We start from the raw sequence: 12,267 nt of genomic DNA, 5'->3' as shown, positions 1-12,267 counted from the left end.
ATACTCATTATTTTCTACTGATTATCCCCGAAGCAAACGCATGGCATAATAAAGAATTGCCAGTCCCAATAGAAGATTAATACGTCCCAGCCAGCTAGATAGTTTCCGCATTGTCTTTGTTTTTTTACTGTCTGGCTGTTTGTCCATTAATTCTGCTGCTTTGGGCCCGGCATAGAAATCGTGGATACCGCTAATAATTAGTACGACGGCAAAAAGATGCAGCTTAATAAATAAATTTCCGCCAAAAATATCAGTCCAGAAAGAAGCAGTTAGAAGTTGATCTGTGGTAAAACCCCGGGTAAGTAAATTTGTTATTCCGGTGACTGTAAGAACAATAAAGAGTACCCAGGATATTCGGCTGAATTTTTTCCCAATAAGCGTAAAAAAGGCACCTTTTTTATTTTTCAATAATTTATGGCGGGTAGCCGGGACTAAAACGGCGGCGGTAAAGAGCATCCCTCCGATCCAGAAAATAGCAGAAAGGATATGCGTGTAAATTGATAGGTAATACATGGCTGATTTCTAACCTTCCAGTTTTAAATGGCTGAAATTTTAGCAATAAAAAAAGCGGCTGAAAGGATCAGCCGCTTTTAAATTTATTATAAAATATAAATATCAGAGATTATTCTACGGTAAGCGTACCTGCCATTCCGCCGGAGTAGTGACCAGGGAAACTACAGATAAATTCGTAATCACCAGCCTCTTCAGGAGCAGTAAAGGTTACCTCTACTGTTTCACCACCTGCAGCCATATCGGTATGAGCGATAATCTGATCTTCCATATCAGCAGGGATGTACTCATTATCTTTAGCTCTGGCTGCCGCATTAGCAAATGCAGTAGCGTCAGCATCCATAACCAGCAGCACAAAATTATGAGCCATGGCAGATGCGGGCAGAGTACTTTCTGTGGTTAACCGAATACGAATCTCTTCGCCGGGTTCAGCAGTGATAGATTCGAGCAGAACATAATCGCCCATAGTATCGCCGGTAGAAATACCGTCTTCATCACCTTCAACGACGAACTTCATGCGATCGATACCCACTATTTCGATAGTACGAACACCATCATCAGCTTGTTGAGCTGTGGTTTGGCTTTCCTGGGTTTCTGTTTGTTGCTGATCGTCAGATCCGCCCCCACAAGCAGTAACAAATAATAGCATTAGTGAGAATAAGTATGGTGCAAAACGTGTCATAAAATGAATTTATTTAGGTTGAAATTTATAGGTTTAAAATAAGAAAGTATTCGCTGTATTACAGCTATCTTTTTGCTTATAGCAAGGTTGCATCCAGTGTAATATTAGTACTGGCCAAAGCCTTAGATACCGGACATCCTTTTTTAGCTCCCTCTGCAAATTCCTGGAACGTATCTTCATCTATTCCGGGAACAGTTGCTTTTGAAATGAGCTTTATTTCTGTAATCTCTCCTTTTGAAGGATCGATAGTTACTTCGGCGTTGGTTTTGACCGATTTTGGATCGTATCCGGCTTCGGCCAATTCATTAGAAAGGGCCATAGAAAAGCAACCGGCATGGGCCGCCCCAATCAATTCTTCTGGATTCGATCCGTCTTCATCTTTAAATCGCGTAGCGAAAGTATAGCTTCCTTTATAAGAACCACTTTCTAATTCCATGGTTCCTTTTCCGCTTTTAAGATCTCCTTTCCATTCTGCATTTGCTTTTTTTGTAGGCATAATAATAGTGTTTTAAGTTCTGATTGATGTAAGTTATGTGTTAATATAAGGCTTTTAAAAAGAGTTACATTCCTTTGTTCGTTATTTTCTTCCTTGCACTTACTCTTAGTAATTGAAATATGATGCCACCTAAAAACAATAAAATAGCCAATACATTTCCATAACTGCCAATGGAACGTATAACGGGCAGCCAGACGATATCCCCAATGACTCTTATTAAGAGAAATCCGTGCAAGAGCAAAAGTGGGAGATAAAAATATTGATGATAGGGGACAAGTTTCCCTGATAGTGAAGGAATGATGACGGAAGCGTGTGCGAAGATCATACTGAATACAAAACCCACAAATATCATATGTAACAGGGCGTCGTACAGGGGACCCGCTGTAGGGAAGCCCTGCCAGAGGCTGAAAAATCCTGCTAATACGAGCCAGCCGTAGCCTGTCAGTAAGCTAATGGCACTGTAGCGGGTCCATTTAACAGACTTGATAGTGCGACGGGCTACATCATATTTAAAAAGCCAGCCGGCCTGTGCGATCAGGGAAACAGAGGCAATTGTCCATCCGATCGGACGGTTGATATGAGTAAAAGTTATTGCAGCTGTCCAGAGAATGATGAGTGCTAAAAATAGGTGTTGGGCTCTTTGGGGCGGACGCATAATACGATTGAGTTCCAGTCGTTCTCCGAAAATAGTTAATAACGGAAATCCGGCCCACCAGGCAACAAGGTTAAAAATTGGAGTATCAAACAGGAATAGAATATTGCCGATGAGGAGGGTGCCTGCCCCAAGGGCCATGATAAGATGATGAGCAACCGGCTGCATATTGTAAAGGTAGAGCATAGTCGCTAGCAGGAAAAAGGATCCGAGAATAAACAGCAGCTTCGCCGGGACTGTAAATCCGGCAAGTACCAGGATGGTTGAAATACCCAATAAAACAGGGGCTAAGTACGACCATTTTTTTTCAAGTGCGGCCGCTCGTTCAAGTCCGATGAGCGTTCCCAGAAACCCGTTGATCATGAGTGGACCGTGCGCCAGGGGAGAGATACCTCCAGAAGTTCCTGCTAAAAATCCTAAACGTACCAAGCCGGAATAAAGTCCGCTTAACAGACCAATACCCGCTACAAAGAGCAGGATTACCAGTACATATGTTGAAACCTTAGGAGATGTCATTAATTATTAATTATTGAAGAAAACTAATTATGACATTTGAGTCCGGGGTGGGGGATGCGCGAAGAATTCAACCTCGCCGTCGATCATATCCACTGACCAGTCCGGCTCCCAGACTAAGTTCGTCTCGTACTCATCGACTTCTTCAACAGATTTGAGGGCTTCCTCAATTTGCTGTTGTAAATACCGGCGCATGGGGCACCCCGGAGTGGTGGTCGTATATTCTACAATCACTTTGTCATCGCCGAACAAAATGTTGTAAACCAACCCAAGATCCACAATATTTACGCCTAATTCAGGGTCGATAACCTCACGGAGCTGCCGGACTATCCTGCGCCGAATTATAGAGGAATTATTCATAGATTTAGTTTCCAAATTTTTCATATTGCTATTGTTAATAGTTATCGGCTATGGATTTGATCCAAATCATAAATAGCGAATAACCATTACACTGTTTCTTCTTCCCAGCTTTCGATTAGGTGTTTGCGCTTGTTTTCCTTTCCGCTCCATTTGTCAACATCCGGCAGCGACTCCTTTGCCTGGTTGATAACATGCTCCGCCCATTCTTCTGAAAGCCGATCGTTTAGTTCAATATAATCCTCCCATTCCAGGGGAACTTCATCATCAGGAAATATGGCTTCTTCCGGACATTCGGCTACACATGCATCACAATCGATACATTCAAAAGGGTCAATGACCAAAAAGTTAGGTCCTTCCCGAAAGGCATCCACCGGGCATACAGCCGCGCAATTAGTGTGCTTGCATTGGATGCAAGGATCGGTGACTACATAAGCCATATTGCTTATTGCTAATCGATTTCAATTGGTTTCGACCTAAAGGTAGGAGTACCGAAAATTAATATCAACTATAAAAACGGTTTAAACCTTTTTTATTGATTTGTCTGTAAATCATAAGTATCTTAGAAACAGATTTGCAATAGAAAAAAGCAACAAATTGTTATGAATTCCGATCAATCTTTCAAGCAAGTGACTCCTGATGCCAAGTTGAATCAGATTATATCTGTTTATGATAAGGCGGCACAATTGTTGGCATCTATTGGTTTGGATCCGTCGAACCACAAGGAAGAAACTCTTCGATCGGTTTGCCAGCAGCGCCACTGGAGTGAGGTGGAAGTACTGGATTGGGTCAAAAAACATCATGAGGATTATTCAATACAGGAAGATCAACATAAACAAACGGATATTGATTATGACGATAGTCTACCGCAGTGGATAACTTATCTGGAAGAGGAATTTCTTAAGAGAAGTATTAGTCTTCTGGATGAAATCAGCGATAGCTTTTCCAGGGTTCATAAGATACATGGCAATCAGTATCCCTGGCTAAAGAATATGGAATGGCACTTTAATTCTTTTGATGAAGCGCTGCGGTTGTACTACGGTTTTGAACGAAATAAATTCTATCCGATCGCACTCAGGCTTTATAATAATGACAATGGGAATGTGCTGGATGGGACTATTCGAAAACTCGAACGTTCTCTTAAGATCATAGAAGATGACCAGGAGCGGTTAATTAAACTGAAAGATGTGGTAAAAGAAAGAGGGAATAATTTTAAAAATCCTGAAGGTGCATGTACGACATTGTGTATTATGAATCATAACTTTTTTGAGCTGGAGGAGATACTGGAAAAGCAATTCAGGATTGAAGTAGAAAATGTGATTCCCATTGTTAGGCAAGAACTCAATGTAATCTAATTATAATTTGATAACAGCGTTATGTTTACCGGTTCAAAAAAAGAGATTATTGATTTAATCAAACGCAAGGGTACCCTCTCAATAGATACAGCGGTTGAGGAAATTGAGCTGGCAAAAACAACCATTCGGGAACATTTTTTACAACTCGAAAGGGATGGCTACGTGGAACGAGAATATGTGCGATCCGGTCCGGGCCGACCCAGCCTGCGATATCAGTTGACTTCAAAAGGAAATAGCCTGTTTCCGTCCTCAGAATCGGCATTAATCCGCGAGATGATTAGCTATTTTAAATCTCGAGGAGATAGAGAAGCTATTGAAGAGTTTTTTGAAGCATTTTGGGAAAGTCGGCTGGAAAAAGCACGAAAGCGGATAGAAGATGCCTCCACAGATGATCCCGAAGTGCGTATCCAGATTTTGATGGAGATGCTGGAGGAAGAGGGATTTATGCCGGAATACCAGGTTGATGAGGATGAAAATAAACTCACGGTTAAAGAATGTAACTGCCCCTTTAGTGAAGTTATAAAAGAAACGCGTTTGCCTTGCAAGCTGGAAGAAATGTTCTATAAAAAATTATTTAATGAAAATGCTGAACGAGCTACCTTTATCGCTGAAGGTGATTATTCATGTACCTATAAGATCCCAACAGATTAAATGGTGACATAATGAATCCAACAATGCTAAAACCTGCACAAAGAGGAAGGTGTTATGATCATTCTTAGCCTCATTTTTAAAAAAGGCATCGTTAAACACCTTATCATAAGAAGCAAAATAACAGCTTGAGATAAAGATTCTTGCAGAGTTGCAATGGGCAGGGGAAATGTACATTAGCAAGATTGCAATATTCTACAACTTGCGAGTAGTTTTTATATAAATAAACCGGTAAAGATCAGCATTTACTAATGACGTTTAGTCTGGCATAAAAATTGTAATTAAGTAGAATACTTGTATTAAAGATAAAAGAGTATTAATTATTAATTTATATAAGAAAACTACATGCACCTTGAATAATACCAAATGGCTGAAATGGGCATCATTGTCAAAATGATATTAATACCTGACACTAATCTTAATGTAGAGACTCCTAATGTTAAAATCCCTTAAAAATATTGTCTTATTTATTCTCATTCTTTTAACTCCGAGCATTCTTTTAGCACAGCTGAGTCTGGATGGAGAGTTTCGGCCAAGAAGCGAATATAGAAATGGCTATCAACTTCTGAGAACTCCGGCAACAGAACCTGCATTCTTTACATCACAACGAACCCGGCTATCACTTAACTACGAATCCGATCTATATAAAATAAAAGTATCAGGCCAGGATGTTCGTGTTTGGGGAGAGGTTGAACAGTTACAGGATAATGCGAATGTCAATATTCATGAAGCCTGGGCTCAGTTATACCTGTCTGAGGTATTCCAACTGAAATTGGGACGACAAGAACTAGTGTACGATGATCAGCGTTTGCTCGGCAGTGTAAACTGGACACAACAGGCCAGAAGCCACGATGCTCTTGTTTTAAAATATCATGACTCAGACTCGAATCTTCAGATTGATCTGGGGGGTGCTTTTAATCAGGAAGCCCAAACCCTGTTTAATAATCCCTATACACTGAACAATTATAAAGTATTGTCTTATCTATGGATGAATAAAAAGATTAGTTATCTGGATATTTCAGCGATTTTTTTGACGGATGGTTTTGAGCACCAGTCTGGTGGTACAAACTTCCGGTATACCTATGGTACACATCTGCTCTACAATACGCAGGACTGGGAACTATCGGGTAGCGCTTATTTCCAGGGGGGAGATGATGCCACAAGGAGAAATATATCAGCTAGCATGTTTTCGCTTAACGCAACACGCAGTTTAGGTAATGTTCAATTAAAAACTGGTTTCGACTATCTTTCGGGTGGAGGTATAAATGACGCTGACCCAGCGCGTCACGCCTTTCATACTTTGTATGCTACAAATCACAAGTTTTATGGCCACATGGATTATTTCCTGAACATTCCGCGAGATACCCGAGGTGGAGGATTACAGGACGTATATTTAGGAACTACTTTTAAAGTGAATGAGGAGGCCAGTATTGGTCTCACTTATCATTATCTCGCATTGGCAAATAACATTCAGAATCCTCTAAATACAGATGAAGTGTCAGACAAATATCTTGGATCCGAAATCGATTGGTCCTTTAGTTATAGTTTTACGGATGAAATAGGTTTCAGAATGGGATATTCCACACTTTTCAATAGCTCTTCGCTGGACGCCCTACAACAAAGAGCCGGTAAATATACGCAGCATTGGGGATGGGCTATGATAATGCTAACTCCTCAATTCCTTAACTAGATAATCTTTCAAAAAAATCAATTATGAATACTTCTGATCATCAACTTATTCGAATAAAACGGATTTATGAAGAGTATTCTGAGGATGACGGATACCGTGTGCTGGTTGACCGACTTTGGCCGCGCGGCGTTTCCAAAGAAGAGGCCGGGCTCGATGAGTGGTGCAAAGAAATAGCGCCCACTACTGAACTTCGAAAGTGGTTTAATCACGATCCGGGGAAATTCGAAGAGTTTGCGAATCGGTATAAGGGGGAGCTGATCCAAAAAGAAGAGGAGGTAAATCATCTTATAGACAAAACAGAGAAGCAGCATGTCACACTGTTGTATGCGGCCAAAGATGAAGACCACAATCATGCTTTGGTTTTAAAAGAATTTTTAAATGAACAATTAACAGCAAACAATTAATTAAACGATCAAATGCAAAAAACAGAACAAGAACTCGATGTACGCTCGCTAATCCCCATAAAAAGGCATAAAAAACTGCTTAAGCTGTTCAAGGAGCTACCGGCGGACGACAGCTTTGTCTTCGTCAACGACCACGATCCAAAGCCGTTATATTATGAATTTCGATCGATTTACGGCGATGTAGTCGGCTGGGAGTACCTGCAACGCGGTGGACAGGAGTGGAAGGTGCGTGTGACCCGTACTGAAGAATCACAAGGGCGTGAATTCGATGATTTTTCTACCCTAATGGATCTTCGGAAGGCAGACCGCAAAGACTGGAAATATGCTGTATTTCATCGCTATGGGATGATGTTGAAAGGTGATACTATGGAGATCATATCGGAAAAAGATCCGGCAGAAATTCGCAAAATTTTTAAGAGAAAATTCGATGGGGAATACACATGGATATATAAAAAAGACCGGCCGGGAGAATATATTATCCACGTGACTAAAAAAGAGGAAACGGATCCGGCGCTTGAGGATATTTCTGTGGTTAATTCATTTGATGTGCGTCCGCATATCCCCGCAAAACGACACGATATGGTTTTTGATGCTTTTGATGAGCTAAAACCGGGGGAAGCCTTTGTGTTTATCAATGACCACGATCCGAAGCCGCTATACTATCAGATGGAGGCCGAAAGTGACGAACCGTTTAAATGGGAGTATCTGGAAACGATGCCCAAAGAGTGGAAGGTGAAAGTGATGAAGTTGGATAAATAGATCAGCCAAACAAATTTTTCTATTTAATTTATATTAAGTTAAGTACAGAAAATGAATCTGAATTATGCAAGGTTCATAATAATTTTACATGCGGATTATATTTTTTGGTGATGCAAAATAAACTACTCTCCATATCGCTTATCTTTAGTGTCTTTGTAAGCGTCGCAGGCTTTACCATCCCCTGTACGCTGCACTGCTTGCAGCATGCGCATATGGATATGGGGACAGAGACAGCATCTAAAATGCAAATGCATCATCATGAAGATAGTCCTGATGATGAATGTGACGGAAGCTGTATGGTAGAAAATGTATCCAATAACTCAGATGATCAAAATACCTCACGATCAGCTACATCTTTATTGATTCAATACCGGATAAATTTGCTGGCTGTGGATACTAATAATTCTGCCATTGATCCCCTTTACCACAAAATTTATTTCAGTCCTTTCCGATCAGAACTGAAGTCTCTCTGGATTTCTGATCCGCTGGTCCCCCCGCCACAGTTCGTACCCACTGCATAGTATTTTTCTCTCAACTTATCCTGCACTATTTGTTATCAGACCAATACAGGAGGAGAGAACTATATCTCAATCCATTTAAAAGAACAACTTTTAACAAAGTCTGCTGCAGATTTTCAGCGGATAAGGACCAGACTATAACAATGATTGAACACAAAAAACGTTTATTTTTAATTTTATTCTTAGGTATACTACTACCTTATGCCGTTTTCGCCCAATCCAAAGGGACTCTTGAGGGAGCCGTCGTTGATGCCGAAACTTCTGAGCCTATTCCGGGAGCCAATATTTTTATTCCGGAGCTTAGTAAAGGTGCGGCGACCGATTCTGAGGGCAACTTTACCATTCCGTCGATAGCACCGGGAAATTACGATGTTGAGATTTCTTTTGTAGGTTATCAACAGATACGGCAATCGGTTGCTATTAGCGGCGGAGAAACCGTTGAGCTGACCATAGAACTGCATCCATCCGAAATGATGCTTGGTGGTATAACGGTTACGGCACTTCGTCCCGATCTCAACGTAGATGCCAACGTAAGTCAAGCGGAAATAAGAAAAGCCAATCCTCGCGATTCGGGTGAATTGTTGCGGAGTGTAAATGGTGTGGATGCCGTTCGTCGCGGACCCGTGGGACTTGATCCCGTGGTACGCGGCCTTCGTGAAACAGAAGTGGGTACCTATTTGGATGGAACCCGCATTTTTCCGGCCGGACCTGCCCGTATGGATTCCCCTCTCAGCCATCTTGATCCAACGATGATCGAAAATATTGAAATCGTAAAAGGTCCCTATGCGCTGAGCTGGGGCGCTGGGAATATGAGTGCCATCAGGGTAGAAACAAAGTCGTTGAATAATCTGAATACAGCATTTGGGGGCAACCTGACCAGTGGATACGACAGCAATTTCAATACTCTCGAAGAGGCCGCTTCGCTCTATGGACAATCTGGAAAAGTGGGGTATATGGTCAGCGGTGCCTGGCGTACTGGTGACGATTACGCCTCTGGAAACGGAACGAACATTCCCGGTGATTATTTGTCACGTGAGATCCGTGGAAAGGTAAGTTATGAAGTCACCTCAAACAGCCGGATTACCGCTTCATTAGGATATCAAAACCAGGAAGATATCGATTATCCCGGGCGACTCCTCGATGCCACCTATTTTAACACCTATAATGGTTCTCTGGATTGGGAATGGAATCCTGAGAATAATATTATTCGAAACCTACAGGCCAAAGCTTACATCAATAATGTTAGCCATGGTATGGATAATGATAATAAACCGACCGCCCAACCTGATCCCGATCGCATGCCTCCTTTTGCGCTGGATGTAGAAGTCGAAGCGGACAATTATGTATCCGGGGGAAAGCTGGCTGCAATGATTGAAACCGGAGATCAGTGGGACTGGGAAGTAGGGACCGATATATACAGTTCTTATCGGGATGCAACACGGAGACTAAGTCGCCGCGACAATGGGCAAAAGCTGTTTTTTGACCTGATGTGGCCCGAAGCTACCATAACAGATTTAGGTATATTCAATCGCCTCAGTTATTCTTTCTCTGAAAAACTCAGCGCTACCGCTACCGGGCGGATGGATTTTGTACGTGCGGATGCTGATACCATCAGCCAGTTTTTTGAGCAGAATATCGCTACTAATCTGGACAGTCGGGAAGCTAATTTCAGCGCTTCAGGAACACTGAATTACCAGTTCTTTGATTTCTGGTCGGTTGGTCTGGGGCTTGGCTCGGTGGTCCGCACAGCTGATGCTACGGAACGCTATTCTGACCGTATTCCCGCAAGTAAAGCCCAGATGAGCGCTGAATTTGTCGGTAATCCCGACTTGGAGCCTGAGCGCAGCACGCAGGCGGATTTATGGCTTAACGGGAGATATGAAAATATCAACCTTTCATTGAATGGATTTGTCCGCCATATGGATAACTACATTACGCTTGAAGCTACCAACTTTCCCAAACGACTGCCGCTGAGTCCCGAAACGGTGTATCAATACATTAACGGTTCAGCGCGTTTTGCAGGATTTGATATCTCAGCTTGCTATCGTATTGTCGAACCACTGACAATTAACAGTTCACTCAGTTACCTGTGGGGACAGGATACAGAGCTCGATGAACCGGCCCTGGGCGTATCTCCTCTTTCCGGGACCGTTGGGCTGCGCTACGAATTTTCAAAGCAGCCACTATTTCTGGAGAGCACAGCCAAGTTTGTAAGTGAACAGGAACGTGTTGCAACGGCACGGGGAGAAACATCCACTGAAGGATATACGGTTTTTGATCTACAAGGCGGGTGGAATATTACTAATAGTATTTCGCTTCAGGCTGGGGTGAAAAACCTGTTAGATCGCCAGTACATCAATCACCTGAATGCTAAAAACCCATATTCAGGAATGACTATTGCCGAACCGGGCCGGGTACTATTTGGAGATATCAGTGTTCGTTTTTAACTGAGTTAGCAATCAGTAAATACGATATAAAAGGGGAGATACTTAAAATGTATTTCCCCTTTAAGTTTAGTGGGCTGACTTGAGGAGTCTGCGATAATAAATTACCTAAATAGTGTCAAGGTGTTCTTTCCGGCGACGATGGGCCTTAAGGTAGCGTTCGTCCTCCGCATAGGTAGTGGGATAAACCTTTGGAACGGGCTGTGGTTCCATATTTTCATCTACATTGACAAAGGTAAATACACAGGTATTAGACAGAGCTTTGGTTATCTTGTCCATGCTGGTACGTTCGATATCAATTTCAATACTTATGGAAGTATCGCCTGTATAAACGATGCGACTCGTAAAATCAAGCTTGTCCCCGATGCGTATGGGCTGCAGAAAGTTAATCCGGTTGACGCGTACAAAAACGGGCCGATGGGGAGCGATCTCTTCGGCATGCATGAGTGAGAGTTCAAAAGCGCGACGAATGACGTAGCCCCCGAATATCTTTTTCGGGACATTCTCGTGATCCGGATACATCCGCTCCATATTGCTTCGGATAAGGTTTCCCGCTAAAAGTCCTTTAAAATCTTCCGCTTCCTGGGCCTGGTGTAATTCGCGCAGATGTTGAAACTCCTCCTTGCTGGGAGGTTCCTCCAGCGCATCCATCTGTTTACGATACGATTTACGTCGTTCTATCGCCGCTTCGTACCGTTCCTTTTCCAGATCGCTTTCATAATCCAGGGGAGGGATGGGGAGGCTTTTTGCTTTCTTACCTTCCCCAACCCGGGCAACCATGGTAAAATAACAAGCCGCCAATGAGTGTTCCGCTTTTTTGTCCTGATCCACTCGTATCCCGACCTCCATGGAAGTGCGTCCCACATAATTAATCCGGGCCCGCAAATAGACATCCTTTGTAATATCGGCCGGAACGTGCAGGGCAATATCATCCACCGCAGCGGTAACTACGCGGGCCTCCGGTTCAAACTGATGTACATAATCGAGCGCGATATCCTCGGCCAGCTTATCGAGTTCTTCAAGCAGGCGTCCCCACCGAATATTGCCAGGTATATCTTTATCTACAATCATAAATTTTTTACGCAGCTTTTTATCACTGCTAAAGGGCAGGGTTCGTTCAATAGATGTATCTAGTGGGCGCATAGGTATTGGTTTTGATAATGCGTTGGAATTACTTCAAGATAGAAATCTGTTAGTATTTTTGAATATTATTTCTGATGATCTGCTAAATAGTTTTTA

The 12,267-nt window shown here is 42.4% G+C and carries 14 protein-coding genes; 7 read left to right on the top strand and 7 right to left on the bottom strand.

Features of this window, described 5'->3' with window-relative positions:
* Window positions 1-21: 21 nt before the first annotated feature.
* The 6 genes from ABEB05_RS06665 to ABEB05_RS06640 form a co-directional block, all read right to left on the bottom strand.
* Window positions 22-513 carry a DUF4149 domain-containing protein gene (locus ABEB05_RS06665; protein ID WP_265788647.1) on the bottom strand — a complete coding sequence of 164 codons (492 nt, stop codon included), beginning with the start codon at window positions 511-513 and terminating at the stop codon, window positions 22-24.
* 109 nt (window positions 514-622) lie between these two features.
* A complete protein-coding gene (locus tag ABEB05_RS06660) occupies window positions 623-1,192 on the bottom strand; it encodes a plastocyanin/azurin family copper-binding protein (RefSeq protein ID WP_265788645.1) in 570 nt (189 codons plus the stop codon).
* Window positions 1,193-1,268: 76 nt separating this feature from the next.
* Complete coding sequence (locus ABEB05_RS06655; protein WP_265788643.1) at window positions 1,269-1,688, bottom strand: OsmC family protein; 420 nt, start codon at window positions 1,686-1,688, stop codon at window positions 1,269-1,271.
* Window positions 1,689-1,752: 64 nt separating this feature from the next.
* Entirely contained in the window at window positions 1,753-2,856 is a 1,104-nt protein-coding gene (locus tag ABEB05_RS06650; protein ID WP_265788642.1) for a hypothetical protein, read from the bottom strand.
* A 27-nt stretch (window positions 2,857-2,883) separates the two neighbouring features.
* The gene (locus tag ABEB05_RS06645; protein WP_265788640.1) at window positions 2,884-3,213 is read right to left on the bottom strand and encodes a metal-sulfur cluster assembly factor; all 330 of its coding nucleotides are present in this window, start codon (window positions 3,211-3,213) and stop codon (window positions 2,884-2,886) included.
* 86 nt (window positions 3,214-3,299) lie between these two features.
* Window positions 3,300-3,650, bottom strand: a complete 351-nt coding sequence (locus tag ABEB05_RS06640; RefSeq protein WP_265788638.1) for a ferredoxin family protein — start codon at window positions 3,648-3,650, stop codon at window positions 3,300-3,302.
* Window positions 3,651-3,812: 162 nt separating this feature from the next.
* Between ABEB05_RS06640 and ABEB05_RS06635 the strand changes: the two genes are divergently transcribed.
* The 7 genes from ABEB05_RS06635 (at window position 3,813) to ABEB05_RS06605 (ending at window position 11,031) form a co-directional block, all read left to right on the top strand.
* Window positions 3,813-4,565, top strand: coding sequence for a hypothetical protein (locus ABEB05_RS06635; protein ID WP_265788636.1), 753 nt, complete (start codon window positions 3,813-3,815; stop codon window positions 4,563-4,565).
* A 21-nt stretch (window positions 4,566-4,586) separates the two neighbouring features.
* Window positions 4,587-5,216, top strand: coding sequence for a helix-turn-helix transcriptional regulator (locus ABEB05_RS06630; RefSeq protein WP_265788634.1), 630 nt, complete (start codon window positions 4,587-4,589; stop codon window positions 5,214-5,216).
* Between the two features lie 433 nt (window positions 5,217-5,649).
* Window positions 5,650-6,903: an alginate export family protein gene (locus tag ABEB05_RS06625; RefSeq protein ID WP_265788632.1), complete on the top strand. Its 1,254-nt coding sequence runs from the start codon at window positions 5,650-5,652 to the stop codon at window positions 6,901-6,903.
* A gap of 23 nt (window positions 6,904-6,926) precedes the next feature.
* On the top strand, window positions 6,927-7,307 hold the full coding sequence (locus ABEB05_RS06620; RefSeq protein ID WP_265788630.1) for a DUF488 domain-containing protein: 381 nt from the start codon (window positions 6,927-6,929) through the stop codon (window positions 7,305-7,307).
* 12 nt (window positions 7,308-7,319) lie between these two features.
* Complete coding sequence (locus ABEB05_RS06615; RefSeq protein WP_265788628.1) at window positions 7,320-8,066, top strand: DUF2249 domain-containing protein; 747 nt, start codon at window positions 7,320-7,322, stop codon at window positions 8,064-8,066.
* A gap of 110 nt (window positions 8,067-8,176) precedes the next feature.
* Window positions 8,177-8,587 (top strand): hypothetical protein, encoded by a 411-nt coding sequence (locus ABEB05_RS06610; protein WP_265788626.1) that lies wholly within the window; start codon window positions 8,177-8,179, stop codon window positions 8,585-8,587.
* Between the two features lie 140 nt (window positions 8,588-8,727).
* Window positions 8,728-11,031, top strand: a complete 2,304-nt coding sequence (locus ABEB05_RS06605; protein ID WP_265788624.1) for a TonB-dependent receptor — start codon at window positions 8,728-8,730, stop codon at window positions 11,029-11,031.
* A 105-nt stretch (window positions 11,032-11,136) separates the two neighbouring features.
* Here the strand turns inward: ABEB05_RS06605 and ABEB05_RS06600 are convergent, their stop codons facing one another.
* Window positions 11,137-12,171 (bottom strand): hotdog domain-containing protein, encoded by a 1,035-nt coding sequence (locus ABEB05_RS06600; protein WP_265788622.1) that lies wholly within the window; start codon window positions 12,169-12,171, stop codon window positions 11,137-11,139.
* Window positions 12,172-12,267: the final 96 nt, after the last annotated feature.

The organism is Fodinibius salicampi (assembly GCF_039545095.1).
Classification (GTDB): domain Bacteria; phylum Bacteroidota; class Rhodothermia; order Balneolales; family Balneolaceae; genus Fodinibius; species Fodinibius salicampi.
This window is presented reverse-complemented; position numbering and strand designations above follow the sequence as displayed.

Coding starts and splice junctions, on each gene's coding strand:
- ABEB05_RS06665 (WP_265788647.1), bottom strand. CDS start 513: ATGTATTACCTATCAATTTACACGCATATCCTTTCTGCTATTTTCTGG.
- ABEB05_RS06660 (WP_265788645.1), bottom strand. CDS start 1,192: ATGACACGTTTTGCACCATACTTATTCTCACTAATGCTATTATTTGTT.
- ABEB05_RS06655 (WP_265788643.1), bottom strand. CDS start 1,688: ATGCCTACAAAAAAAGCAAATGCAGAATGGAAAGGAGATCTTAAAAGC.
- ABEB05_RS06650 (WP_265788642.1), bottom strand. CDS start 2,856: ATGACATCTCCTAAGGTTTCAACATATGTACTGGTAATCCTGCTCTTT.
- ABEB05_RS06645 (WP_265788640.1), bottom strand. CDS start 3,213: ATGAATAATTCCTCTATAATTCGGCGCAGGATAGTCCGGCAGCTCCGT.
- ABEB05_RS06640 (WP_265788638.1), bottom strand. CDS start 3,650: ATGGCTTATGTAGTCACCGATCCTTGCATCCAATGCAAGCACACTAAT.
- ABEB05_RS06635 (WP_265788636.1), top strand. CDS start 3,813: ATGAATTCCGATCAATCTTTCAAGCAAGTGACTCCTGATGCCAAGTTG.
- ABEB05_RS06630 (WP_265788634.1), top strand. CDS start 4,587: ATGTTTACCGGTTCAAAAAAAGAGATTATTGATTTAATCAAACGCAAG.
- ABEB05_RS06625 (WP_265788632.1), top strand. CDS start 5,650: ATGTTAAAATCCCTTAAAAATATTGTCTTATTTATTCTCATTCTTTTA.
- ABEB05_RS06620 (WP_265788630.1), top strand. CDS start 6,927: ATGAATACTTCTGATCATCAACTTATTCGAATAAAACGGATTTATGAA.
- ABEB05_RS06615 (WP_265788628.1), top strand. CDS start 7,320: ATGCAAAAAACAGAACAAGAACTCGATGTACGCTCGCTAATCCCCATA.
- ABEB05_RS06610 (WP_265788626.1), top strand. CDS start 8,177: ATGCAAAATAAACTACTCTCCATATCGCTTATCTTTAGTGTCTTTGTA.
- ABEB05_RS06605 (WP_265788624.1), top strand. CDS start 8,728: ATGATTGAACACAAAAAACGTTTATTTTTAATTTTATTCTTAGGTATA.
- ABEB05_RS06600 (WP_265788622.1), bottom strand. CDS start 12,171: ATGCGCCCACTAGATACATCTATTGAACGAACCCTGCCCTTTAGCAGT.